The sequence below is a fragment of the Nocardiopsis sp. NPDC055824 genome (assembly GCF_053616335.1).
Genome location: NZ_JBSHDN010000096.1, coordinates 1 through 24,403 on the forward strand (window position 1 = coordinate 1; position 24,403 = coordinate 24,403).

Consider the following 24,403-nt stretch of genomic DNA (forward strand, 5'->3'; position numbering starts at 1 on the left):
TCGGGCGCCCCCGCCTCCGCGCCTCAGCCGACCTTCATCTGCTCGTCCCCGAAGTCCGCGATGATGAGCAGCGTCCCGCCGAGCGCGGTCACGTAGCGGTCTAGTACGTCACGGGTGGAGAGGTCCCCGGATTCGATCTGCGACACTCTCGCAACGGACACCCCCATCCTCTGGGCCACCTGCGACTGACTCAGCTCCCGGTGCTTGCGCATCTCGACCAGGCGCCAGGCCCTCGCCCGATCGCGAAGGCGTGTGACCTCCTCCTCGAACTGCTCCTGCCCCCCCGAGGACTCCACGGCCTTCTCCAGATGGCCGCTGTCCCGCCAACGCCGGTATCCGCTCATCGCCCCACCTCTTCCCGCCGCTCCGTCAAATAGGACTCGTAGAGACACTCCGCCCGAGGTATCGCCTCTCGGTACCAGGTCTTCCATCGCCCCGATTCGTCCCCCGCGACCAGCAGGATCGCGGAGCGCCACGGATCGAAGGCGAACAGGATCCGGACCTCTGTTCCCGAGGAGGAGCCGGGCCGAAGCTCCTTCGGATTGGCGACAACCGACCCCGCCACCGTGTCGACCAGAGGTCTTCCTTCAGCAGGACCGCTCTGTTCCAACACGAGAATGGCCTGGTTGACCAACCTGTGGGTCTTCTGATCCGTGGTGTGGAGAACATCCAGGAACTCCTCCACTTCCCCGGTCATGAGAATCTCCCACGAACCCAACGACACTCACCGACCTTCAGATTACCGGCTCTTAAGGAAATCCTAAAGAGATCTGCTCGTGCGTATACGGGCTTCTCGAAAGTCGGCGGCGCGTCCGGAGGGGCCGGGGCGGGTGAGGGGCCGGGCGGTCCTGGGGTAGGACTGGTGGAGGGAGGTGGTGCGGTATGCGACGAGGCAGGTTGAGGGGACCGCTCGGCAGTCCCGAGCGCCCCGCGAGCGCACTGGGGTTCCGACTGGTCCTGGCCGTGTTCGGCGCCCTGGTGATGCTGGTCGGCCTGGTCCTGGCCCTGGCCTGGGACGCCGACGCGTGGCTGGTCGTCCTGCTGGTCGCGGGGTTCGTCGGCACCTGCGTGAACGTGTACTGGGTGGACCGGCGCCTGAGGTACGAGCGGCCGCGCTCCTGACGGTCGGCCCGGGGCGCGCGGCGCCGCCGTGCGGGGCTGCGGGCCGGGAACCGTCCCGGTGACGGCGGACCGCCGGGGCGGGGCCTCCCCCGTCCCGGCGGCGGACCGTGCGGCCGGCAGCCCGCGGTCAGCGGTCCGCGCGGCCCTCCGGGAGCCAGGGCTCCCACACGTCGCGGTTCCCGTCCACCCAGATCTCGGCGGCCTCGGTGGGGTCGAGCCCCTCCTCGGCGATCATCCGGGCGACCTCGTTCTGCTGCTCGTTGGTCCACGTCCAGTTGTCGAGGAACTGGTACGAGGGCTCGTCCGCCTCCACGAACCCGGTCCGGAAGATCTTGTTCATGTCGTAGACCGGGTAGTCGCAGGGCACCCACTCCAGGTCCTCGTCGCATCCGGGCTCCCACGCGGGGAAGTCGACGCGGACCAGTTCCAGCTCCTCCTGGAGCCACTGCGGATCGTAGAAGTAGAAGAGCACGGGCTCCTCCTCGGCGTAGCGCCGCCGGACCTCGGTGATCTGCGAGGCCTCCGACCCCGCGAAGACGATCTCCAGGTCCAGGTCGAAGGCGTTGACCATCCCCTGGTCCTGGGTGACGAACCCGGGGGCCCCGCCCAGGAACTCCCCCCGGTCCCCGGTCTCGGCGGTCCGGAAGAGGTCCGTGTGCTCCTTCAGCCCGTCGACGGCGGCGATCTCCGGGTACTCGTCCACCACGTAGCCGGGGACGTACCAGCCGATGCCGCCGACGTTGCCGTTGGGGCCGCCGTCGACCACGGTGCCGTTGCCCTCGGGCCCGTAGAGGTCCATGAGGTCCTCGTGGCCCCAGTTCTCGACGATCACGTCCAGCACGCCCTGGTCCAGGGCCTGCCACGACGGCTGCTCGTCCGTCCGGACCAGCTGGACGTCGTAGCCCATCTCCTCCCGGAGGATGTACGCCAGCACCTCGGCGCTGGCCTCGTAGCCCACCCAGCCGTTGAGGGCCATGCGGACGACGCCCGGGTCCCGGGCGATCTGGTCGGTGCGCACCGCGCACGCACCCACCGCGGCCAGGGCCAGGCCGACCGCGATCCCCCTCACCAGGAGGGAGGCGCGGCGGGGCGCGGGCGCGCCCGGCCCCCGCCGCGCGGACCGGGGCGCGGTGCGGGCCCCCGTCCCGAACAGCGCGCGGACACGGTCGGGGAACGGGCCCCGGGGGTCCTGTCTAGGCACGGGGTGCCCTCCTTCCCTGCGTCAGGCGGTCCAGGAACAGGCCCAGGCAGACGATCGCCAGCCCGGACGCCAGGCCGAGGCCGAGCTGGTTCTGCGCCAGGCCGAACACCACGTCGAAGCCGAGCGAGCCGGCCCCGACGAGGGCGCCCATGACCACCATGGACAGCACCAGGATGATCCCCTGGTTGACGGCGAGCAGCATCGAGCCGCGCGCCATGGGCAGCTCCACCTTCGTGAGGAGCTGCCACTTGGTGGACCCCTGGGAGCGGGCCGCCTCCAGGGTCGGGGCGGGTACGCCCCGGATGCCGTCGTCGACCAGCCGGATCACCGGCGGCAGGGCGAAGACGACCGCCGCCACCAGGGCCGGGACGCGGCCGATCGAGAACAGCGCCACCGCCGGGATCAGGTAGACGAACGGCGGCAGGGTCTGCATGGCGTCGAGGACCGGCTTGAGGATCGCGGCGAGCACGTCGTTGCGGGACATCAGCACGCCGATCACCACGCCGAGCGCGATGGTCAGGGCGGACGCCACCAGCACCTGCGAGAGCGTGTCCATGGCGTTGTCCCACACGCCCAGCAGGCCCGCCCCCACGAACGCCAGCCCGGACACGGCGCCCGCCCCGAAGCCGGAGAAGATCCACGCCAGGGCCGCCGCGGCGAGCGTCACCAGCCACCAGGGCGACCCCGTCAGGAGCGAGCCCAGCGGCCCCAGGACCCAGTCGAGGGTCCATGCGCCCAGCGCGGCCGTGGTCGGACCGATCGCCGCCTGGACGGCCTCGTAGACGGCGTTGACCGGGGCCGCGAGGTCGACCGCGACCTCGCGCGGCCACCCGCGCACGCCCATGAGCCGCGCGACGGCGACCACGGCGACCGTCAGCACGAGCCCGCCGCCGAGGAGCGGCAGCCGGAGCCGCTCGGGGACGTCCGGGGTGCGCGCGCCGTGGCCGACCGCGCCCGTCACACGGTCCAGGGCGATGGCGAGCATGACGATCGCCAGGCCCGCCTGGAACGCCTGGCCGACGTTCACCTTGGAGAGCGCCTGGTAGATCGCGTCGCCCAGCCCGCCGGCGCCGATGACCGACGCGATGACGACCATGGACACGGCGAGCATGATGGTCTGGTTGACGCCGAGCAGGATGGTGCGCCTGGCCAGGGGCAGCTGCACCTTGGTGAGGACCTGCCACGGCGTGGACCCCAGCGACGTGGCCGCCTCGACCGCGCCCCCGGGCACCTCGCGGATCGCCAGCGCCGTGATCCGGACCACGGGCGGGAACGCGTACACGGCGGTCACCACGGCCGCGGCCGGGTTGCCGATGCCGAACAGCAGCACGAACGGCAGCAGGTACGCGAACGCGGGCATGATCTGCATGAAGTCCAGCACCGGGCGCACGCCCCGGTGGAACCGGTCGCTGCGGCCCGCGAGGACGCCGAGCGGGATGCCGAACAGCAGGGCGATGAACACCGACGCGATGATCAGCGCCAGGGTGGTCATCGACTCGTTCCACAGCCCGGTCAGCGCGAACACCCCGAAGGCGGCGAGCACCAGGAGCGCCACGCGCCACCCGGCGACCCGCCAGGCGGTGAGCACCCCGAGGACGGTCACGCCCGGCCAGGTGAGGAAGCCGAGGAACTGGTCGATCAGCACGACGGCCGACCCCAGTCCCACGGACACGTAGTTGAAGAAGTACAGGAACAGCGGGCTGTCGTTGCGGTTGACGACGATCCACCCGTACACGCCGTCGAGCCACGCCATGAAGGCGTCCCCGACGGCGGTCGGGAAGGGGCCCGCCCACGCGGGGCCGCCCAGCGCGCGGGTCGTCCAGTACCCGGCCACGAGGACGGCGACGACCGCGGCGGCCTGCGCCCACGTGTTCCGCAGGAGGGAGGGGCCTCCTCCCCCGGCGCCGCCCGGGGCGGCCTTCCCGGAGCCGGCGGCGGGTCGGGTCACAGCGGCCATGTCACCCACCGCTCCCGGCCGTGGCGGACCCGCCGGGCCCACCGTCGTCGCCGAGGTCCGCGACGTGGCTCGCCGACGCCGGGTCGGTGGCCCCGTCGGACAGCTCCTCCGACGTCTCCCCCTCGATGGCGGCGGCCGCCGCGGCGTTCTCCAGCTGGTCCTCCGCGATGGCGCGCAGCACGTCGTCCCGGCCCACGTAGCCCAGGAGGGTGCCGCCCTCCACGACCCGGACCGGCGCGGTGCTCGCGGCGAGCATCGGCAGGACCTCCGCCAGGACCGTGCCGGGTTCGGTGGTCGGTCCGTCCGTGCGCTCCCCCGGGAAGGGCTCGCGCACCAGCCACCGGGCGGTCAGCACGGTGGTGCGGGCGACGTCGGAGGTGAAGTCGGCGACGTAGGCGTCGGCGGGGCGCCCCACCACCTCCTCCGGGGTGCCGACCTGGACGAGCTCGCCGTCGCGCATGATGGCGATGCGGTCGCCCAGCTTGAGCGCCTCCTGGAGGTCGTGGGTGATGAACACGGAGGTCTTGTGCAGCTCCCGCTGGAGCCGCACGACCTCGTTCTGCATGTCCCGGCGGATCAGCGGGTCCAGCGCGCTGAAGGGCTCGTCGAACAGCAGGACCTGCGGGTCGACGGCGAGCGCGCGGGCCAGGCCGACCCGCTGCTGCATACCGCCGGAGAGTTCGCCGGGCCGGGAGTTCTCGTAGCCTCCCAGGCCGACCATGTCGATCATCTCGCGGGCCCGCGCGTAGCGGTCGGGGCGCGGCATGCCCCGCACCTCCAGGCCGTAGGCCACGTTGTCGATGATCCTGCGGTTGGGCAGCAGCCCGAAGTGCTGGAAGACCATCGCCATCCTGTGGCGGCGCAGCTCGCGCAGCCTCTGCGGCCCCGCCTCCCCGATGTCCTCGCCGTCGAGGAGCACCTGCCCGGAGGTGGGCTCGATCAGCCGGGTCAGGCACCGGATCAGCGTGGACTTGCCGGAGCCGGACAGGCCCATGACCACGAAGGTCTCCCCGGTCCGCACGTCGAAGGAGACGTCGCGCACCGCCACGGTGCAGCCGGTCTCGTCCTTGATGCGGTCGCGGTCCGCGTGCTCCAGGTCCGTGCCGATGACGCTGTCGGCGTTCCTGCCGAAGATCTTCCACAGGTGGCGCACCGAGAAGGTGGTGTCGGAGGCGCCCTCCTGCGGGACGGCCTCCCCCTCCGCGCGCGTGCTCATCGGCTCTCCCCGTCCACGGCCCGCCCGTCCTGCCGGATCAGGTCGGCGGCCCGCTCCCCGAGCGCCAGGACCATGACCATGGGGTTGGGGGTGGGGAGGGTCGGGAACACCGAGGCGTCGGCGACGCGCAGTCCGCGCAGCCCCCGGACGCGCAGGCGCGGGTCGACCACGGCGGTGTCGTCGGAGGCCGCTCCCATGCGGCACGTTCCCGCGGGGTGGTAGACGGTGTGGGCCGCGCGGCGGCCGTACTCGGACAGCTCCTCGTCGGTCGTGACCGCGGGGCCGGGGGCGACCTCGCGTCTGATCCAGGAGCGGAACGGCTCTGCGGCGGCCACCTCGCGGGCGATCCTCAGGCCGTCCACGACGGTCTTCTCGTCGTACCCCTCGGGGTCGGTGAAGTACCGGAAGTCCAGGGCGGGCGGGACCGAGGGGTCGGCGCTGGTGAGGGAGAGCTTGCCGCGCGAGCGGGAGCGGGGGATGTTCGGCGTCATGCACACCGCCCAGCCGTCGGGCGGCGACTCGTAGCCCAGCCGCTTCGTGTTGTCGTCGAAGGGGATCTGGTAGATGTGGAACATCAGGTCCGGACGCGGGTCGCTGTCGTCGCGCCGCACGAACAGGGCCGCGTCCGAGTGCATCACCGTGTTCTGCGGGACCGGCCGGTCGGTCTCCCACATGATGATCGACTCGGGGTGGTCGAGGAGGTTCTCGCCCACGCCCGGCAGGTCGTGGACGGGTTCGACCCCCACGGCGCGCAGCTCCTCGGCGTTGCCGATCCCGGAGAGCATGAGCAGGCGGGGGGTGTCGACCGCCCCGGCGCACAGGACGACCTCGCGGCGGGCGTTCACGGTGAGGCGCGTGCCGTCCGCGGCGGTGGCGCGGACCCCGGTGGCGCGGTCGCCGTCGAGGAGCAGCCGGTCGACCCAGGTCTCCAGCATGACGGTGAGGTTCTCCCGCACGTCCATGATCGGGTGCAGGTAGGCCACCGACGCCGACGAGCGGTGGCCGGTGTAGGGGTCGTAGGCGATGGACAGGAACCCCGCGCCCTCGGCGAAGCCGCCGCCGTGGGAGGTGAGCGCGTTGAAGTCCTCGACGACCGGGACGTCCGCGGCCTCGGCGGCCGAGGCGACCCAGTCCCGGACCATGGCGTTGCGGTCCTTCTCGGCGATCGGGACGATGTTGCACCTGATGCGGTCGGCGTAGGACTGCACGGTGGCGTTGTCCCAGCCCTCGGCGCCCGCCGCGACCCAGTCGTCCAGGTCCTCGGCGAAGGGCCGGAAGCTGATGAGCGTGTTGTGCGAGGAGCACCCGCCGAGCACGCGGGCCCGGGAGTGCAGGATGTCGGAGTTGCCGCGCGGCTGCTCGACGGTCGTGTACCGCATGTCGAGGTCGCCGCCGAGGACGCTCAGCCAGTCGCGGAGCCGGAGCACGTGCTCCAGGTCGCGGTCGTCGGGGCCGCCCTCGATGAGGCACACGGTGGTGCCGGGATCCTCGGTGAGGCGGTTGGCGATCACCGAGCCCGCTGTGCCTCCGCCGACGATCACGTAGTCGTAGGTGGTCTCTGTGGCCACGGTCCGATTCCTCTCGTTGTCTCTGGCCCGGGGGATGCCGGGGAAACCGACCTGCGCGGGTTCTGCTGTCGTGCGGATGCGGGGCGGGGGTGCTCCGCGGTCGTGGGGGCGGGGCCCGCCGGCGCGGAGGACGGAACGGCGCCGGCGGGCGTCGGACGCCCCGAGGGGCGGGGCAGGGGCCTCAGCCGAACCAGCGCTGCGGTTCGGGCGCCAGGTTGCGGTAGATGTGCTTGGCCTCGCGGTACTCGTCCAGGCCGGCCGGCCCCAGCTCCCGGCCGACGCCGCTGCGGCCGAAACCGCCCCACTCCGCTCCGGGGAAGTAGGGGCCGTAGTCGTTGATCCAGACGGTGCCGTGGCGCAGGGCCGCGGCGACGCGCTCGCCGCGGGCGGTGTCACCGGTCCACACACCCCCGGAGAGCCCGTAGTCGGTGTCGTTGCCGAGCTCGACCGCCTGGGCCTCCGTCTCGAACCGCTCCACGGTGACGACCGGGCCGAACACCTCGTTCTGGACGATGTCCATGGACCGGTCGCAGTCCACGAACACGGTGGGCCGGTAGAAGTAGCCGTCGGCGAGCCCGGGGTCCTCGGGCCGCCTGCCCCCGGCGATGATGCGGGCGCCCTCCTCGACACCGCGCGCGACGGCGGCCTCGACCTTGGCGCGGTGCTCGGCCGACACCAGCGGTCCGCAGCGCACCCCCTCGTCCTGCCCCCGGCCGATGCGGATGGCCTCGGCCCGGCGGGCGAGCTCGGTGGTGAAGGCGTCGTGGATCGCGTTGTGCACGATGAGCCGCGCGCCGGCGGAGCACACCTGCCCGGAGTGGAAGAACGCGGCGCTGAGCGCGTAGTCCACGGCGGTGTCGAGGTCGACGTCCGGGAAGACGATGTTGGGGTTCTTGCCGCCCAGTTCCAGGGCGATCTTCTTGACGGTCCGGGAGGCCGCCGCCATGATCCGCCTGCCGGTGGCCAGACCGCCGGTGAAGGAGACCAGGTCCACGTCGGGGTGCTCGGAGAGCGGTGCGCCCGCGTCGGGGCCGCTCCCCGTGACCAGGTTGACCACACCCGCGGGGATGCCCGCCTCGGTCGTGAGCTCGACCAGCTTGGCGGTGGTGACGGGGGTGATCTCGCTGGGCTTGACCACCATGGTGTTGCCCGCGGCGATGGCGGGGGCCATCTTCCAGGCGAGCTGGAGCAGCGGGTAGTTCCAGGGGGTGATCATGCCGCAGACGCCGACGGGCTCGTGGACGACCTTGCTGTGCACCCCCTCGGGCGCGGAGACGAGGCGGCCCGCGTCCTTGTCCGCGAGTCCGGCGTAGTAGCGGAAGACGTCGGTGACGTCGTCGACGTCGATCCCGCCCTCCTCGATGGTCTTGCCGGTGTCGAGCGACTCCATGACCGCGATCTCCGCGCGGTCGCGCTGGAGGAGGTCGGCGATGCGGTCGAGGACGCGCCCCCGCTCCCCGGCCGTGGTGCGGCGCCACTCCCCCGTGTCGAAGGCGCGCCGCGCGGCGGCGATGGCGTCCTCGGCGTCGGCGCGGCCCGCCTCGCTGACGATGGTCAGGACGGAGGCGTCCGCCGGGTCCAGGATCTCCCGGACACGGCCGTTCCGCGCCGCGCGCCACTCGCCGTCGATGTACAGGCTGGTGGCCGTCGCGGAGCCCGGTTCGGACAGGTACGGCACGGACGGCAAGGTTACGTAGGGTTCGTTCACGGGTCCGGTTTGCCCAAGATGCGTACTCACAAACTGCCTCGTCTCTAAGACGCACACGTCACAGCGCCCCCACAACCCCGACTGGGCTGGAGGAACTCCCCGGCCTTCGGGGACAGCCGTCGGCACGCCTCGCGCCGCACACAGGCAAGTAACTACGCCGAGTGACGGCAGCCCCCGGGACGAACACCCGCACCTGGGGAATACCGGCCACAGTCTTTGACGTACATTGAGGTGTACCTAAGTGGGTTCGTCCGCACTTCGGCGCTCTCACGACACGGCCCGCACCGGAGCCGCGCCCGACCGCGCAACCCGTGAGGAAGCATGCTGCTCGAACAGGAACGCCGCGACGTCTGCCTGACCGCCCGCGCCCTCGCGGACGGTCCCGGCACCGCCCCCGGGGAGGCGGGAACCGTCAGCGTCCGCAGCGGCGACCTCGTCGTGGTCACCCCCCACGGAGTCCCCCTCGACCGGCTCCAGCCCGCCGACTGCCCGGTGATGTCGCTCGACGACCGGGTCCTGGAGGGGCGCCGCGACCCCGCGGCCGAGGCCACCCTGCACATCGCCGTCCACCGCCGCGCCGCCGAGGGCGGGCGCGACGTGACGGCCGTCGTGAACGCGTTCACCGCCGACACCGTCGCCGTGTCCTCCGTGCTCGCCGAACTGCCGCCGATCCACCACCGCGCCGCCGCCCTGGGCGGGGCGGTCACCGTGACCCCCTACACGACCTACGGCAGCGGCGAGATCGGCGACCTCGCGGCCAAGGCCCTCAAGGGCCGCGACGCCGCCCTCCTGGCCGACCACGGCGGGCTCGCCCTGGGCCGCGACCTGGCGCACGCCCTGGAGAACCTCCGCCTCCTCGACTGGCTGTGCGCCGCCTACGTCAGGGCCCGCCGGATCGGTGAGCCCCGCGTGCTCTCCGAGGACGAGCTGGCCCAGGTGCGCCGGCGCGACGCCTACGGGTGGGCCGGCCCCGACGTCTGGTAGCCGCCGCGCCCCTCGGAGTTCCGTGTCGCCGCCGCTCCGGGGCCGGGGTCCCGTGGGCGACGGACCGGATGCGCGCACCGGCCGTCGGAGCGGAGCCGTTCGCCGCCCCGGCGGGGCCGCGCCGTGACCGGGCCCACGCGAACCCGGCGCGGATACCCGGTGACATGCCGCCCGGAAACGCCACAATGGTGGGGACGACCAACCCCGGCCGGTGGGAGGCTCCATGCGCTGCAGCTACATCAGGCTCCTCGTCAACGACTACGAGGCCTGTTTCCACTTCTACTCCGAGGTCCTCAGGCTCCCCGTCCTCCGAGGGGACGAGACGAGCCGCTACGCCGAGTTCGACGTGGAATCGGGGACCCGGCTCGCCATCAACCAGCGTGAGGTGATGGCCGAGGCCCTGGAGACCGACACCGCCGACCCCGCACTCCCCCACCAGGACCGGATCGCGGTGATCTTCGAGGTGGACGACGTCGACGTGACCGCCGCCAAGCTGGTCGCGGACGGCGCCCGCCAGGCGATGGAGCCGCGGGACTGGACGGCCTGGGGCGTCCGCGCGGCGCACTTCCGCGACCCCGACGGCTACCTGCTGGAGATCAACCAGCCGCTCCTGCCCGACCTGGCGCTCTGACCCCGGGCGCCCTGCGCCGGGCGCCGGTCCTCCGGGGACGACGGCCGCCGGAACCGGCGTGCGGCTCCGGGCCGGGAGCCCCGGGGCTCCCGGTTCGCCCCTCAGCGGACGATGTGCTCCAGCAGCAGCTCGTTGACCCGGTCCGCGCGCTCCACCCCCAGCAGGTGCGCGGCCCCGGGGACCACCTCGAACCGGGCGTCGGGGAGCCCGTCGGCGAGCCTGCGCCCGTGGCCCGGGGGCAGCAGCGGGTCGTGGGCGGCCGACGCGACCAGGGTGGGCACCCGCACCTCGGCGGCCAGGTGGCGCTGGTCCAGCTTCGCGACCGCGTCGCACACCGAGGCGAACCCGCCCGGGTCGAGCCGGCCGAAGTCCTCGGTGAACCTGGCCACGACCTCGGGGCGGTCCTCGGCCATGTCGGGCGTGAACCACGGCCGCACGACGTCGGCGGCCACCGACTCCAGGCCGACCTCCCGCACCCGCGAGGCGATCCGGTCCCACCTGTGCACGGCGGGCGTGCGCGGGGCCGCGGCGAGCAGCGCCAGGCGGTCCAGGCTCCGGGGCGAGTTCGCCGCGATCCACACCAGCAGTGCGGACCCCAGCCCCGCGCCGACGGCCGACACCCGTGAGAAGCCCCGGTCCTCGAGGACGCCGAGCAGGTCCAGGGCGAGGTCCGCCACCGTGCAGGGCCCCGCGGGGGCCGGTGAGGAGCCGTGGCCGCGGTGGTTGACCCGCAGGACCTGGAGGTCGCGGGTGAGCTCCGGCATCTGCGGCTCCCAGACCGACATCGTCGTGCCGAAGGGTGGCACGAGCAGGACGACGGGCGCGTGCCTGGGGCCGTCGATTCGGTACTGGAGCGGGATCAGGGCCATGGAACCTCCGGGTCGCCAGAACGCCAGGTTATCCGGTGTCCTCTCGGGGGTTCCAGGAAAGCCCCTGCCTACCGCGCCAAGTGGAGGACAGTACTTGACCTCCATGGTTCCTAGGGTGGTGACCACGAGCTTCGGTGCGACGGAAAGCGGTGGTCATGATGGCGACGACGACGGAGAAGGTCCTGGACGCAGAGCGCGCGTCCCTCCTGCGCGCCCTGGGGGAGCAGCGCGACTTCCTGCGCTTCACCCTCCGGGGGCTGGACGACGAGCAGGCGGCGCGGCGCACCACGGTGAGCGAGCTGACCCTCGGGGGCCTGCTCAAGCACGTGGTGTCGACGGAGCGCAGCTGGGCCGACTTCATCCGGAACGGCCCCGCGCCGACGGAGGTGGACTACGACGACCCGTCCACCTGGCAGGAGCACGCGGACAGCTTCCGGCTGCTGGACGGTGAGACCCTCGCCGGCGTCCTGGAGGACTACGAGCTGGCGGCCGGGGAGACGGAGCGGCTGGTGGCCGAACTGCCCGACCTGGAGGTCTCGCACCCGCTCCCGAGCGCGCCGTGGTTCCCCGAAGGGGGGGGCCTGGACGGCCCGCGACGTGCTGCTGCACATCCTCCGCGAGACCGCGCAGCACTGCGGCCACGCCGACATCGTCCGCGAGGGCCTGGACGGCCAGAAGACCATGGGCTGACCCCGGTCCCGGACCGGCCGCGGACACGCGGCAAGCCGTTTCATGGTGATGTCCATGGCATATGCTCAACATGTACATCACCATGAAACGGAGTCCGACATGAGCCTGACCCAGGTCGACATCGACGACGAGGCCCTTCGTGAGGCCATGAGACTCTCCGGCGCCTCGACCAAGAAGGAGACGGTCAACCTCGCCCTCAGGGAATACGCGGCCAGACACCGTCGCATAGCCGCCCTGGAACACTTCTCCGCACTCGCACGGGACTGGGATTACGAGAGCTGGCAGAAGAGGCGCTCCGCCGAGAAGGGGGATGGGGAGTGATCAGGTACCTGATCGACTCGTCCGCGCTGTGGCGGGTTCTGAGGGACCCGAAACACAGGGATGCCTGGCGCGACGTCGTCGTCGAGGGGGCGGTGGGGTCCTGTGCCGTCCAACGTACGGAATTCCGCCGTTCCGCACGCAATCTCGACGAGTACGAGCAGTTCAACGAGATGTTCGAGACCCTGCACCCCGATGTGCCCACGCCGAAGAGCGCCTGGCAGTGGGTGGAGTCCGCGCAGTACCGGCTCCTCCGGGGCGGCGCGCACCGGGCGATGTCCTCGGTGGACCTGCTCATCGCCGCGACGGCGGCACACCACGGTCTTGTCGTCCTGCACGACGACAACGACTTCGCGACGGCGGCACACCACCTCACCGACCTGCGCGAGCGATCCGTCCGGAACACACCCTGAGACCGGCCGCGGGCACGCGACGGGGCGGGCCCACCGACCGGTGGGCCCGCCCCAGAAGAAAGGTGGCGAGGGTCGCTCCCGCATCCCCCCTCAAAGTACGGAAGCAACCCTCGCCTGGGAAGCGGCCGGCGACTCCTCCCCCCGGGAGTCGCGGCCTGTAAGGTCTGCCGCGGATCGACCCTGTCGTTCCGCGTTGATGACGACACTACCCACCCCAACCTCGAAGAACAACCCTCAGTCACGAGAAACTACTTAAAGTGATCGTCATTGCTGGGCAGGCCGCAGCCCAAGGGCTTCGGGACATCGTCAACCAGGGGTCATGACGGCCCGCCCGGAGGCCGCGCATAGCCTGGACCGGTGAGATCTCCGCTCCTCAGCCCCCGCTGGCTCGGCATCCACCTGGTCGCCCTGCTGGTCGTCCTGGTGTGCGCCACCGGCACCTCGTGGCAGTTCGTCCGCGCCTTCGAGCCCGACCGGGAGGTGATCACCAACCCGGTCGAGGACCTGGCCTCCGCCCGCCCCGTCGAGGACCTGCTGGAACCCGGCGCGTACATGCACCCCGACTCCTTCGCGAACCAGGCGGTCGAGGCCACGGGACGCTACGACACCGCCGAGCAGCTCCTGGTGCCCCGGGTCGTGGACGGGGTCCTGGGGCACGACGTCATCCTGCCGCTGGTCACCGCGGACGGCAGCGCCGTCACCGTCAACCGGGGCTGGGCCGAGGAGGGGCAGGACGTCCCCGAGGCCCCCGGCGGCGAGGTCACCGTCACGGGCTGGCTGCTGCCGCCCGTCGGGGCCGAGGGGGTCGTCCCCGTCGAGGTGACCGAGGGACAGGTCGAGCGCATCGCGGCCTCCGTCCTGGTCCAGGAGTGGGACCACCCCCTCTACGAGGGCTACGTCACGCTGCCCGGGCAGGACCCGGCCACGGACTCCCTCGTCCCGGTGCCGCCGCCCGAGCCGCCCACCGAGGTCGAGGTCAACTGGCGCAGCCTCAGCTACACGGTGCAGTGGGCGATGTTCGGCGTCTCCGCGGTGGTCTTCTGGATCATCCTCATGCGCCGGGAACTGGCGGAGGCCCGCTCCCGGCGGGAGCGGGCCTCCGACGGGGAGGAGCAGGAGGGTCAGCCCGCGGTCGCGGGCTCCTGAGCCCGCTCGCCCGCGGCAGCCTCCTTGGCCTGCTCGGACCTGACGATCCGGTGCTCGACGACGAACCCGACCACGGGGACGGTGCCGGCCAGGGCCACGCCGAGGGTGCGGGCGGCGCTCCAGCGCCGGTCCAGCGCGACCCACAGCACCGCGAAGACGTACACCATGTAGATGTAGCCGTGCGGCATGGCGATGAAGAGCATCAGCGGCGACTCGGGGCCGAACCAGTGCTCCAGCCCCTGCGGCGCCGGCATCAGGGAGAAGCGGGCCGTCTCACCGACCAGGTACTTGGCGGGCATGGCCACGAAGGTCAGCCCGATCAGGAAAACGCCGGTCACGTACGCGAGCACCCTGTACAGCCCGAACGACACACGCCTCTTGTCCACCGCTACCTCACACGCTTCGTCAGACTTCCGCCCCGAGGAGGGTCGGGGTCCCTCCTCGAGGCTAAACGCTGCCCGCGGCCACGGCCCCCCGGGGTGGACGAGGCCGGACAATCTCACATCGTCGCAGTTCAGCTCTTGTTGGACGTGCGGTCCGGGCTGCTCCACCGACCGTCGGAGTCGGTGGTCCACGCCTTGGGGACCATACGCAGCGACAGGTAGGCGTCCACCAGCCTGATCGGGAAGAAGAACAGGCCGTACAGCAGGTAGGACGGCCGCCGCCGGACCACGGTCAGCAGGCAGGTGAGCATGTAGTCCGGGATGAACAGGCCGATCGCGATGGCCGTCAGCGGCAGGAGCGCCGACACCGCCGTGAAGGCCCCTCCGAAGAACGGCAGCGTCCCGAAGGGCTCGCCGCCGAGCGTTCCCACGAGCACGAACACCCCGAGCAGCGCGGTGAGCAGCAGGACCAGGGAGACCAGCACGACCTCGACGACGTAGAGCGCGAGGAACGCCCAGAAGACGCTCGGCCAGATCCCGTGCCTGCGGATGGTCTGCCAGAAGCCGAGCGTCCACCGGCCGACCTGCTTGTAGTAGTCCCCGAACGTGAAGGGGTCCTGGCTGTAGGCCTTGGTGTCGGGGTTCATCGAGATGCGCCCGAGGCGCTTGTGGTGCACCTCGAAGGTCATGTTGAAGTCCTCGATCACCAGCCCCGGGGGGTTGACGTCGATCTCCCGCAGGGCCTCGCTGCGGTAGACGCTGGCGAAGCCCGGCACGATGAACGCCGTGTTGGCGTGCCGCCAGGTCTGCCCGAACCGCATGAGGTACTGGAGCATGAAGTACAGGCGGTCCCGGTAGGCGGAGATGGTCCTGCCGACGAGGGTCCGCTCCTGCGGCTTCCACTCCGAGACGACGAAGCCCGCGACGGCGGCGACCGAGGGGTCCTCCAGCTGGCGCCTGGCCCCCTCCACGTACCCCGGGTCGAGTTCGGTGTCGGCGTCCAGGATGAGGACACCGCCGTAGTTCTCGGTCAGGGAGAACTCCTCGATGACCGCCTCGATGGCGCCGGCCTTGCCGCGGTTGGTGAGCAGTTCGAGCACGTTGACGCCGGTCCTGGCGGCGATCTCCGCCGTGGCGTCCTTGGAGGAGTCCGAGACCACGTAGACGTCCCAGCGGTCGAACAGGCTCAGCGCCGATCCGATGGCCGCGTGGATGACGGGCTCCTCGTTGTGCGCGGGGATGACGACCGCCAGGGAGATACCGGGGTCGTCGCCCCGCGCGCCCCCGGGCCGCCCGGAGGCGTGACGCCCCGCCGGTCGGACGGGGCCGCCCGACCCCGGGGGGCCTGCATCGGACGCGCCCACCTCGGAGGCGCCCGCGGCGACCAGGACCCGCTCCGGCGGGGCGGCCCCGACCGCCCGGCCCCGGCGGGCGCGCGGCCGCACCACCGCGCGGATCGAGTCCTCGCCCAGGCGCAGGAGGCCGGCGGCGGTCCACAGGAGGAGGTTGGCGCCGAACGCCAGCCACAGGAACACGTAGCCGAACGCGCCCAGTCCCGCGGCGGCCGCCATGTCCGCGGCGAAGGCGAACCAGTAGACGAAGAGTGCGACAGCAAGGACCAGGGCGATCAACCCGGTCAACAGGCCACCGATGAAACGAGCGATACGCACAGCCCTGGGACCCCTCCGAAAGATATCGGTTTTCGGACCGACATGAACCCGCACATCCAGCGTTAGGTTGACGCCCTACGGCACTGAGTGGTTGCCCCTGGTTCGCGTCCTATGTAGGCCACGCAAATCGTATACACGGGCTTGCGTCAGGTGGTACCCATTAGAAGATATTTGTGAGGAGGACCGGGGTGGCGCGGTACGCACTTCGGTTTATACCGGACTGCCCGAAAACTCGGACAATCCTCACCAAAGGTGCCCCACGGAGAGAAGGAGAACGCTCGGCGTGATCGGCGGCTTACCCTCCCCCTCGCCTGATCCGACCCGCGGCAAGCAGGACAGCAGGCCCATGAGCAACACTGCCACCAGCAATGACATCGGGGAACTCGACTCGGTCATGCGGGTGGCACTCCACCAGCCGCACTACCTGCCCTGGCTGGGCCTCATCGACAAGATCGACCGGGCCGACCTTTTCGTCGTATTGGACACGGTGCAGTTTGAACGGCGTGGTTGGCAGAACCGGAACTACGTCGCGGGGCGTGACAAGCCCGTCCTGCTCACCGTGCCGGTCAACCAGGGCAACCGCGATGATCGCATACTGGACAAGCGCATTGACAACGGGCGCCAATGGCGGATCAAGCACTACAAGGCACTCTCGGAACACTGTTACCGCAGAGCGCCGTACTGGCGCGAATACCGCGATGAGATCGCCCATCTGTACGAAACGGAGTGGGACGGCCTCGCGGAGCTCGCCACGGAGACGACCCGCATGCTGATGCGCTGCTTCGGGATCGACACCCCGGTGCTGCTCGCCAGCGAGATCGGGGACTTCCCGGGGCGCAAGAGCGAACTGCTCGCCCAGATCTGCGCCAAGACCGGCGCGGACATCATGCTCTCGGGGGACGGTGCCAGGGACTACCTGGACACCGGGGCCCTGCGCCGCTACGGGATCGGCGTCGAATGGCAGGACTTCCGGCATCCGGTCTACCCGCAGCACCTGCCCGCCGGAGCCGGCTTCGTGCCGCGCCTGTCGGCGATCGACCTCCTTCTCAACGCCGGGCCGGACGCGCTCCAGGTGCTCCGGCAGGCACAGACCCGGAGCTGACCGCGTGTCGGCACGCGGGTCGGCACCCCGCCCGCGACCGCGGGCACGGGACCGCTCCACGGGTTCGGGACAACCACGATCGCCCCCACCTCGGCAAAGGACGGCACACCGGCATGACGACGGACTGGTCCCAGGAACGGATCCTGGTCTACGCCCCCCACCCGGACGACGAGACGCTCGGCTGCGGCGGCCTCATGAGCAAGGCCAAGAGCGCCGGAGCCGAGGTGTTCGTCCAGTTCCTCACCGTCGGGGACACCGCCGACCAGTCGCCGAAGGGCTTCTCCACCGCAGAGGAGCGCTACGCGGAGATCAAGAAGGTCTCCGACCACTTCCGCTGGGACGACTGGCACATGGCCCTCCCCGGTGACGCCCACCACCTGCGGCTCGACACCGTCGCCCGGGTGGACCTGACCCGGCTGATCGAGCGGGAGAGCCCCCTGTCGGTCGAACGGCTCCGGCCGACCGTGGTGCTCGCGCCGCACCGCACCAGCTACAACCAGGACCACCAGGCCACCGCCGAGGCCGTGCACACCGCCCTGCGCCCCTCCGACACCGCCCTGCGCCACCACCCGCGGCTGGTGCTGGCCTACGAGGAGGCCGCCGACCAGTGGCGGTCGGAGCCGGTGGCGCCGCCGAACCTCGTCGTCGAACTCGACGAGTCCCAACTGGCGGACAAGCTCCACGCCATGGAGCTGTACGGCTCGCAGAGCCACAGGCACCCGCACACGCGCTCCGAACCGACCCTGCGCAGCCTCGCCGTGCTCCGCGGCATGCAGGCCGGGGTCGCGCTCGGGGAGGGGTTCCACGTGCTCCGCTGCCTGGCCTGAACGACCGGGCCCCGCCCCGGTCCACGCACTTCTCCGACACGCGCCCCGCTCGCGCAACGCTGGAAGCACCTCAACGCACACCGCTCGTAGTGGAGGGGAAACCATGAAGGCTGTAGTGACCGGAGGAGCCGGGTTCATCGGCTCTCACCTGTGCGACCACCTGGTCGCGCGGGGACACCGGGTGACGGTCCTGGACGACCTGTCGACCGGTTCCGCCGCGAACCTCTCCCGGGTGGAGGGCTCACCCGGATTCCGCTTCGTGCGCGGGGACGTCCTGGACAGGGAGCTGGTCGACGCGCTGGTCGCGGAGGCGGACACCGTGTTCCACCTCGCCGCGGCCGTCGGCGTCTACAACATCGTCGACAACCCGCTGCGCTCCCTGCGGATCAACCTGCACGGGACGGAGAACGTGGTGGAGGCGGCCGTCGCGCACCGCGTGCCGTACATGATCGCGTCCACCAGCGAGGTCTACGGCAAGAACGACGCCGACGGGCTCAAGGAGGGCGACGACCGGATCTACGGGTCCGCGACCAGGAGCCGGTGGTCCTACGCCGCGGCCAAGGGGCTGGACGAGCTGATCGCCTACGTGCACGGGACCGAGTCCGGCGTCCCGTGCGTCATCGCCCGCTTCTTCAACGTGGTCGGCCCCCGGCAGACCGGCCGCTACGGCATGGTCGTCCCCCGGTTCGTCGACCAGGCGATGGCCGGGGAGCCGATCACCGTGTACGGCACCGGGACGCAGCGCCGCTGCTTCGGCTCGGTGTTCGACGTGGTGCCCGGCCTCCTCAGACTGATGGAGACCCCCGAGGCCTACAACCAGGCCGTCAACCTGGGGGGCCACGAGGAGATCTCGATCAAGGGCCTGGCCGACCGGGTCGTCGAGCTCACCGGTTCCGCGAGCCCGATCACCTACATCGACTACGAGGAGGCGTACGGGGAGGGCTACGAGGACATGCAGCGCCGCTACCCCGACACCTCCCTGGCCGGGCGCCTGGTCGGCTACCGGCCCGAGCGCGACCTCAACGACATCATCCGGTCGATCGTGGAGCACCGGAGCACGGCACCGCCCGTGCCCGCCCCCGCGTAGGAACCCGGCCGGTCCGGCACGGGGCGCCTCCCCGCCCCAGCCGGCTCCGACTCAGGGACCCCGGACACCGCGCCCGGGAGGGGTGGCCGCCCGCTCCGGCGGACCCCCGGCGCGCACCGCGCCCGCGGAGGGACAGGAGTGACGGCGCCGGACCCCCGCCGACCAGCCCGGCCAGGGCATAGGGGCAGGACGCCAGAGGACGCCGGAACCGGCCCCTCAGGAGCCCGCCAGCACCGTCAGCACCAGGACCACGCTCAGCGCGAGCACCGACGAGCACAGGAACGCCATGGCCCACGGCCTGGCGACGGCCGACGGGGGCCCGCCCGTCCCCGGGTCCCGGGTGCCGTAGCCGATCCGGCGCCAGCGCCACCACAGGTGGAAGGCGAGCACGGCGCACACGGCCAGCAGCGCGGCCGCCGTGGCCACGCGCACCGGCGGGGACGCCTGGAGGACGCTGTCGACGTCGTTCGTGAGCGAGCCGCGCATGAACAGCAGGCCCACCACGGCGAGGAGGATGAGCGTCCGCTGCCACGACATCAGGGTGCGTTCGGGCTGCAGCCCGGGGTCGTCGCGGTCGACGGGCGCGTTCACAGGAGGTTGCCCAGCAGGACGAGGGCGCACACCAGCCCCACCGCGAACGTGGTGACCAGGGGGAGCAGGCTCAGCCGCAGGGTCCCGCCCCGGCTCATGATCCTCTGCACGCGGTACCAGCGCAGCGGCGCGTAGACCGTGATGACCCCGGCGAGCGCCGCGAGCAGCAGACCGACCGCGGTGCGGGGCCACTCCGCCCATCCCAGGGGGAGCAGGTGCAGCACCGCGACGGCTCCGGCGAGGAGGGCCAGGGACGTCCTGACCCAGGCGAGGAAGGTGCGCTCGTTCGCGAGGGTGAACCGGTAGTCGACGTCCCGCTCCCGGGCGCCGTCCCCGGGCGCCGCATCGTCCTTCACGGCCACCCCCGTCCACCTGGCGCTCCGCGCGCTCCGTCCCCGTCCGGCCACGGTTCCCCACGAGGGATCCGCGCCCCTCCGACCGACCCTAGCCGCCAAGCTCCTTTCCTCCCAAACAGGTATGCAACACGTGTTGTGTCGGAAACCTCTTGTCCTGGACACGGGTCCGTGGCCCCGGGAACGCATGCGGAACAAACGAGTGGGCACGACCGCTGTAGGACTGAGAGATGGCGGTTGGCCGACGGTCGACACCAACCAACGAAGAGATCAGGAGACCACGTGCCCACGGTCGAGCTCACCAAGGACAACTTCGCGGAGACGCTGAAGGACAACGACTTCGTCCTCATCGACTTCTGGGCGGACTGGTGCGGTCCCTGCCGGCAGTTCGCCCCGGTCTTCGAGAAGTCCGCGGACACCCACACCGACATCGTGCACGCCAAGGTGGACACCGAGGCGCAGCGCGAGCTGGCTTTCGAGTTCAAGATCCAGTCCATCCCGACGCTGATGATCGTGCGCGAGCGCACCGTCATCTACAACGAGCCCGGCGCTCTGCCCTCCGAGGCGTTGGAGAGCCTGATCACCCAGGCCAAAGAGCTGGACATGGACGAGGTGCGCCAGAAGATCACCGAGCAGGGCGGCGACGCCCCGGAGTAACCGGGCGGCGCCGGGAAGACCCCGCGCCCGGCCCTCCCGCGACGACGGGAGGGCCGGGCGTTCGCATGTCCGGGCACGGGACCGCCACGTCCGCCCCCTCCTTCGGTGACGGAAGCGCAACGTTCCGCGTTCGGAACGCCTCCGAGTTCACCGCCCACGTTCACCTTCGCCACGAGGATCGTTCACTCGGCCTTCATGTGGACGGATTTGCATGGTATTCGACCGCGCTCCGCCGGTTCTGCCCCCCATGACCGCGCAAGCACCGTCCGACCCGGAAGTGGACCCATGTCTGTCAGCAACACCGCGTCCCCTCGCGGCACCGAGTCCGGTCGCGGCGTCGCACCCGACACCGTCCGGTACAACCGCGAGGTCCCCGACCTCGGAGACCCCGTCTTCGACGTCTCCGGCCTCTCGATCTACTACGGGTCCAACAAGGCCGTGCGCGACGTGAACCTCAAGGTCGGGCCGCGCCAGATCACCGCGATGATCGGCCCGTCCGGCTGCGGCAAGAGCACCGTCCTGCGGACCCTCAACCGGATGAACGACCTCATCCCCGGCGCCCGCATCGAGGGGCGGGTGACCTACCACGGCGAGGACCTGTACGCCTCGGAGGTCGACCCGATCGAGGTGCGCCGCCGGATCGGCATGGTCTTCCAGAAGCCCAACCCGTTCCCGAAGTCGATCTACGACAACGTGGCCTACGGCCCGCGCATCAACGGCGCCCGCGGCAACATGGACGACCTGGTCGAGGAGACGCTGACCAAGGCCGCCCTGTGGGACGAGGTCAAGGACAAGCTCAAGGAGAGCGCGTTCGCCCTCTCCGGCGGCCAGCAGCAGCGCCTGTGCATCGCGCGCACGATCGCGGTGAACCCCGAGGTGATCCTGATGGACGAGCCGTGCTCCGCGCTCGACCCCATCGCGACCCTCAAGATCGAGGACCTGATGTACCAGCTGGCCAGCGAGTACACCATCGTCATCGTGACCCACAACATGCAGCAGGCCGCGCGCGTGTCCGACCGGACCGCGTTCTTCACCGCCGGGGTGGACGACGCGGGCGACCGCTACGGCAGCCTCGTCGAGTACGACGAGACCACCACGATCTTCAGCAAGCCGTCCGACCAGAGGACCGAGGACTATATCGCTGGTCGCTTCGGCTGATCAGCCCCAACCGTCCCCACCCGGGCGACCAGCGATGGTGGGTCGCTTCGGCTGATCAGCCCTAGCTCTGCGGCCCCACCGGGGCGACCAGCGATGGCGGGCCGCTTCGGCTGATCAGCCCTAGCCCTGCGGCCCCACCGGGGCGACCAGCGATGGCGGGTCGCTTCGGCTGATCAGCCCTAGCTCTGCGGCCCCACCGGGGCGACCAGCGATGGCGGGCCGCCTCGGCCGATCGGCTCTGCGGTCCTGACAGCCCCACCGGGGCGACCGGCGATGGCGGGCCGCCTCGGCCGGTCGGCCCGGGCGGCCGGCGACGGGACGGTCGGCCGGATCGGCCGCGACGGGGCCGCCCCTCTCCCGCACCTTCGACGAAGTGGACCCCCATGCCCGCGCTCACGCCCTCCGCGTCCGTCCCCTCTCCCACCCCGGGCGCCCTGGGCGACGCGGACCCGGTCGAGCGCCCGGAGCGGTGGGAGGGCCCGCTTCGGGTCCTGCTGGTCGAACCGGAGTCGGAGCAGTCCCACCAGCTGGTGCTGTCGCTGAGCGGCCACGACGTGGACATCACGGTGTGCGTGGACGGCGCGGAGGCGCTGCTGCGGGTGGGAATGATGCGTCCGGACACGCTGGTGACCAGCGCGAACCCGCCCGAGGTGGACCTGGAGACGCTGGTGCGGGTCACCCGCCGGGCGACCGAGATCCCGATACTCATCGGGGTGGGGCCGGGCGACTCCCAGCGGGCGATGAGGGCGCTGGCGGCCGGCGCGACGGCGTGCGTGAGCCGCCCCTACCGGATCCCGGAACTGGCGGCCCTGCTGCGCGGTTCGCTCCCCGGCGCGGACGGGGGCGGACCGGACAGCGGGGCGTCGCCGTCCGCGCTCCGTTCGGGGGCGCTGGAGCTCGACGCCCTGGGACACCGGCTGTTCGTGGACGGCAACCCGGTCAACCTGGCTCTGCGTGAGTTCGGGATCATGGACTTCCTGCTGCGCAACAACGGGCGGGTGGTCAGCCGCGAGGAGCTGTGGACCGAGGTGTGGCACAAGCCCCTGCCTCCGGTGAACAACACGATCGCCGTGCACATCCGCCGCCTGAGACACAAGCTGGGCGACTCCGAGGCCCAGCCCCGGTTCATCCACACGGTGCGCGGAATCGGCTACCGTCTCGATACCTCGAATGGTGGCTGACCACATACAAAAAGCTACCGACGAACATCCAGGGTCCTCCAGCAGGCGCCGGAGCGACCCATTGTTCATGTAGGCGTCACTTCGCCGATCGACACACGTGAAGGTGAACCGAAGGGCAACCGGACACGTCACCTTCCTTGCCGGTCGGTCACGGCGAAACCCGCACAGGAGTCGGCATACCCGCAGGTCATCACCGTGAGTCCCGGGCGCATGACAGAAGTCGACAACCACGGAAACGCCCCGCCGTTATTAAACGGTTACCCCCATTCACTTCGCATTCACCCGCCTTCTACCAACCGGCCTCCATTTCGATGTCAGCGCGACTTTCTGCACGCTTACTGTCGTTTTACGTCAGCCCCGACAGCGGTGATTCAACGAGGAGAACTACGACATGCGCAACGGGCGTTCCAAGCTCGCCGTCCTGGCAGCCATCCCCCTGCTCGCCACGGCGTGCGGTGGCGGCGGCGACGCGGCAGGCGACGGTGCAGACGGTGGTGGCGGCGGCGATCTCAGCGCGCAGCTGACCGGCGCCGGTGCCAGCTTCCCCGACCCCCTGTTCCAGGACTGGATCTACGAGTACTCCAACGGCGTGCAGCCCGGGGTCAGCGTCAACTACCAGAGCGTCGGCTCCGGTGCGGGCGTCGAGCAGTTCCTGGAGCAGACCGTCGACTTCGGCTCCTCCGAGGAGTTCCTGGGCGAGGAGGACCTCGCGGCCGCCGCCGAGGCCCGCGGCTGTGAGGCCGTGCAGTTCCCCGTCGTGTTCGGCGCGGTCGTCATCGCCCTGAGCAACCCCGACCTGGACGGCCTCGTCCTGGACGCGGAGACCCTCGCGGGGATCTACTCCACCGAGATCACCACGTTCGACGACCCGGCGATCGCCGAGCTCAACCCGGACATGGACCTGCCGAGCGACGAGATCATCCCGGTCCACCGCTCCGACAGCTCCGGCACCACCTACGTGTTCTCGCACTACCTGACCACCGAGGTCGAGTCGTGGGCGGACGAGTACGGCGAGGGCAAGGAGCTGGACTGGGCCGACGGCCTGGTCGGCGGCCAGCAGAACGACGGCGTCGCGCAGGGCATCACCCAGAACCCGGGCGGCCTGGGCTACGTGAACCAGTCCTTCGCCCAGGAGGCCGACCTGGCCGTCGCCCACATCGTCAACGAGGACGGCACCCCGATCGAGCCGACCCTGGAGTCGACGATCGCCGCCACCGGCGAGGCCGAGATCCCGGACAACTTCCAGTTCTCGATCGACAACATCGGCGGCGAGGGCTACCCGATCGCCGGATCCAACTGGATCTTCACCTACACCTGCGGCTACGACCAGGCCAACGCCGACGCGATCATCGACTTCTGGACCTGGGCCCTGACCGACCAGGGCGCCCAGGACCTGGCCGGCGAGCTGGGCTACGCCCCGCTCAACGAGGAGCTGACCGAGCGCGTCATCACCGAGCTGGAGAAGACCAACTCCGAGAACGGCGGCGGCGACGCCGACGCCGACACCGGCGCCGAAGAGGACGCCGAAGCGACGGAGTAACCCTCCAGCGGGGCCGGGGTACCCGTTACCC

General features: G+C 71.1%; 25 protein-coding genes and 1 pseudogene. 14 read left to right on the top strand and 12 right to left on the bottom strand.

From position 1 onward, the window contains the following. Window positions 1-23: 23 nt before the first annotated feature. Window positions 24-344: a helix-turn-helix domain-containing protein gene (locus ACWGL3_RS19220; protein WP_267947597.1), complete on the bottom strand. Its 321-nt coding sequence runs from the start codon at window positions 342-344 to the stop codon at window positions 24-26. Further along, window positions 341-697, bottom strand: a complete 357-nt coding sequence (locus ACWGL3_RS19225; RefSeq protein ID WP_452461628.1) for a type II toxin-antitoxin system RelE/ParE family toxin — start codon at window positions 695-697, stop codon at window positions 341-343. The genes ACWGL3_RS19220 and ACWGL3_RS19225 overlap by 4 nt, the downstream gene beginning before the upstream one ends. 185 nt (window positions 698-882) lie before the next feature. Between ACWGL3_RS19225 and ACWGL3_RS19230 the strand changes: the two genes are divergently transcribed. Continuing rightward, complete coding sequence (locus ACWGL3_RS19230) at window positions 883-1,122, top strand: hypothetical protein (RefSeq protein WP_267947596.1); 240 nt, start codon at window positions 883-885, stop codon at window positions 1,120-1,122. A gap of 127 nt (window positions 1,123-1,249) precedes the next feature. Here the strand turns inward: ACWGL3_RS19230 and ACWGL3_RS19235 are convergent, their stop codons facing one another. The 5 genes from ACWGL3_RS19235 to ACWGL3_RS19255 all read right to left on the bottom strand — a co-directional run bounded on the left by ACWGL3_RS19235 (window position 1,250) and on the right by ACWGL3_RS19255 (window position 8,772). Next, a complete protein-coding gene (locus ACWGL3_RS19235) occupies window positions 1,250-2,191 on the bottom strand; it encodes a glycine betaine ABC transporter substrate-binding protein (protein ID WP_452461631.1) in 942 nt (313 codons plus the stop codon). A gap of 124 nt (window positions 2,192-2,315) precedes the next feature. After that, window positions 2,316-4,280, bottom strand: a complete 1,965-nt coding sequence (locus ACWGL3_RS19240; RefSeq protein ID WP_452461629.1) for an ABC transporter permease — start codon at window positions 4,278-4,280, stop codon at window positions 2,316-2,318. Between the two features lies 1 nt (window position 4,281). Beyond that, a complete protein-coding gene (locus tag ACWGL3_RS19245; RefSeq protein ID WP_267947594.1) occupies window positions 4,282-5,496 on the bottom strand; it encodes a quaternary amine ABC transporter ATP-binding protein in 1,215 nt (404 codons plus the stop codon). Continuing rightward, window positions 5,493-7,064, bottom strand: a complete 1,572-nt coding sequence (locus tag ACWGL3_RS19250) for a GMC family oxidoreductase (protein ID WP_267947593.1) — start codon at window positions 7,062-7,064, stop codon at window positions 5,493-5,495. The genes ACWGL3_RS19245 and ACWGL3_RS19250 overlap by 4 nt, the downstream gene beginning before the upstream one ends. A gap of 181 nt (window positions 7,065-7,245) precedes the next feature. Next, window positions 7,246-8,772: an aldehyde dehydrogenase family protein gene (locus ACWGL3_RS19255; RefSeq protein WP_267947592.1), complete on the bottom strand. Its 1,527-nt coding sequence runs from the start codon at window positions 8,770-8,772 to the stop codon at window positions 7,246-7,248. A 321-nt stretch (window positions 8,773-9,093) separates the two neighbouring features. On the opposite strand from ACWGL3_RS19255, the gene ACWGL3_RS19260 reads away from it, so the two are divergent. Then, complete coding sequence (locus ACWGL3_RS19260) at window positions 9,094-9,756, top strand: class II aldolase/adducin family protein (protein WP_267947591.1); 663 nt, start codon at window positions 9,094-9,096, stop codon at window positions 9,754-9,756. Window positions 9,757-9,979: 223 nt separating this feature from the next. Beyond that, entirely contained in the window at window positions 9,980-10,387 is a 408-nt protein-coding gene (locus tag ACWGL3_RS19265) for a VOC family protein (protein WP_267947590.1), read from the top strand. 101 nt (window positions 10,388-10,488) lie between these two features. On the opposite strand, the gene ACWGL3_RS19270 is transcribed toward ACWGL3_RS19265, so the two are convergent. Continuing rightward, a complete protein-coding gene (locus ACWGL3_RS19270; protein ID WP_267947589.1) occupies window positions 10,489-11,256 on the bottom strand; it encodes an alpha/beta fold hydrolase in 768 nt (255 codons plus the stop codon). Between the two features lie 155 nt (window positions 11,257-11,411). Here ACWGL3_RS19270 and ACWGL3_RS19275 point away from each other — a divergent pair. From ACWGL3_RS19275 to ACWGL3_RS19290, 4 genes and pseudogenes are all read left to right on the top strand, one after another. Next, window positions 11,412-11,946 (top strand): annotated as a pseudogene (locus ACWGL3_RS19275) (DinB family protein). Between the two features lie 99 nt (window positions 11,947-12,045). Continuing rightward, complete coding sequence (locus tag ACWGL3_RS19280) at window positions 12,046-12,267, top strand: type II toxin-antitoxin system VapB family antitoxin (protein ID WP_267947587.1); 222 nt, start codon at window positions 12,046-12,048, stop codon at window positions 12,265-12,267. Further along, window positions 12,264-12,677 carry a PIN domain-containing protein gene (locus ACWGL3_RS19285; protein ID WP_267947586.1) on the top strand — a complete coding sequence of 138 codons (414 nt, stop codon included), beginning with the start codon at window positions 12,264-12,266 and terminating at the stop codon, window positions 12,675-12,677. Before ACWGL3_RS19280 ends, ACWGL3_RS19285 begins: the two co-directional genes overlap by 4 nt. A 357-nt stretch (window positions 12,678-13,034) precedes the next feature. Next, window positions 13,035-13,823 carry an SURF1 family protein gene (locus ACWGL3_RS19290; RefSeq protein ID WP_267947585.1) on the top strand — a complete coding sequence of 263 codons (789 nt, stop codon included), beginning with the start codon at window positions 13,035-13,037 and terminating at the stop codon, window positions 13,821-13,823. Here the strand turns inward: ACWGL3_RS19290 and ACWGL3_RS19295 are convergent. Beyond that, window positions 13,799-14,209 (bottom strand): DUF3817 domain-containing protein, encoded by a 411-nt coding sequence (locus tag ACWGL3_RS19295; protein ID WP_267947584.1) that lies wholly within the window; start codon window positions 14,207-14,209, stop codon window positions 13,799-13,801. The genes ACWGL3_RS19290 and ACWGL3_RS19295 overlap by 25 nt on opposite strands. 128 nt (window positions 14,210-14,337) lie before the next feature. Continuing rightward, complete coding sequence (locus ACWGL3_RS19300; RefSeq protein WP_267947583.1) at window positions 14,338-15,876, bottom strand: glycosyltransferase family 2 protein; 1,539 nt, start codon at window positions 15,874-15,876, stop codon at window positions 14,338-14,340. A 394-nt stretch (window positions 15,877-16,270) separates the two neighbouring features. Between ACWGL3_RS19300 and ACWGL3_RS19305 the strand changes: the two genes are divergently transcribed. The 3 genes from ACWGL3_RS19305 to ACWGL3_RS19315 all read left to right on the top strand — a co-directional run bounded on the left by ACWGL3_RS19305 (window position 16,271) and on the right by ACWGL3_RS19315 (window position 18,892). Beyond that, on the top strand, window positions 16,271-16,978 hold the full coding sequence (locus ACWGL3_RS19305; protein WP_267950211.1) for a WbqC family protein: 708 nt from the start codon (window positions 16,271-16,273) through the stop codon (window positions 16,976-16,978). A 113-nt stretch (window positions 16,979-17,091) separates the two neighbouring features. Then, a complete protein-coding gene (locus ACWGL3_RS19310; RefSeq protein ID WP_267947582.1) occupies window positions 17,092-17,805 on the top strand; it encodes a PIG-L deacetylase family protein in 714 nt (237 codons plus the stop codon). A gap of 103 nt (window positions 17,806-17,908) precedes the next feature. Continuing rightward, the gene (locus ACWGL3_RS19315; RefSeq protein WP_267947581.1) at window positions 17,909-18,892 is read left to right on the top strand and encodes an NAD-dependent epimerase/dehydratase family protein; all 984 of its coding nucleotides are present in this window, start codon (window positions 17,909-17,911) and stop codon (window positions 18,890-18,892) included. A gap of 216 nt (window positions 18,893-19,108) precedes the next feature. On the opposite strand, the gene ACWGL3_RS19320 is transcribed toward ACWGL3_RS19315, so the two are convergent. Together ACWGL3_RS19320 and ACWGL3_RS19325 are read right to left on the bottom strand one after the other, a co-directional pair. After that, window positions 19,109-19,483 carry a DUF202 domain-containing protein gene (locus ACWGL3_RS19320; RefSeq protein ID WP_267947580.1) on the bottom strand — a complete coding sequence of 125 codons (375 nt, stop codon included), beginning with the start codon at window positions 19,481-19,483 and terminating at the stop codon, window positions 19,109-19,111. After that, window positions 19,480-19,845 (bottom strand): YidH family protein, encoded by a 366-nt coding sequence (locus ACWGL3_RS19325; protein ID WP_355013123.1) that lies wholly within the window; start codon window positions 19,843-19,845, stop codon window positions 19,480-19,482. Before ACWGL3_RS19325 ends, ACWGL3_RS19320 begins: the two co-directional genes overlap by 4 nt. Window positions 19,846-20,118: 273 nt before the next feature. Here ACWGL3_RS19325 and trxA point away from each other — a divergent pair, with 273 nt between their 5' ends. The 4 genes from trxA (at window position 20,119) to pstS (ending at window position 24,372) form a co-directional block, all read left to right on the top strand. Continuing rightward, window positions 20,119-20,493 (top strand): thioredoxin, encoded by a 375-nt coding sequence (gene trxA, locus ACWGL3_RS19330; protein WP_267947578.1) that lies wholly within the window; start codon window positions 20,119-20,121, stop codon window positions 20,491-20,493. A gap of 285 nt (window positions 20,494-20,778) precedes the next feature. Then, a complete protein-coding gene (gene pstB, locus ACWGL3_RS19335; RefSeq protein WP_267947577.1) occupies window positions 20,779-21,651 on the top strand; it encodes a phosphate ABC transporter ATP-binding protein PstB in 873 nt (290 codons plus the stop codon). A gap of 383 nt (window positions 21,652-22,034) precedes the next feature. Then, window positions 22,035-22,832, top strand: a complete 798-nt coding sequence (locus tag ACWGL3_RS19340; RefSeq protein WP_452461630.1) for a response regulator transcription factor — start codon at window positions 22,035-22,037, stop codon at window positions 22,830-22,832. Window positions 22,833-23,223: 391 nt separating this feature from the next. Then, window positions 23,224-24,372, top strand: a complete 1,149-nt coding sequence (pstS, locus tag ACWGL3_RS19345; RefSeq protein WP_267947575.1) for a phosphate ABC transporter substrate-binding protein PstS — start codon at window positions 23,224-23,226, stop codon at window positions 24,370-24,372. Window positions 24,373-24,403: the final 31 nt, after the last annotated feature.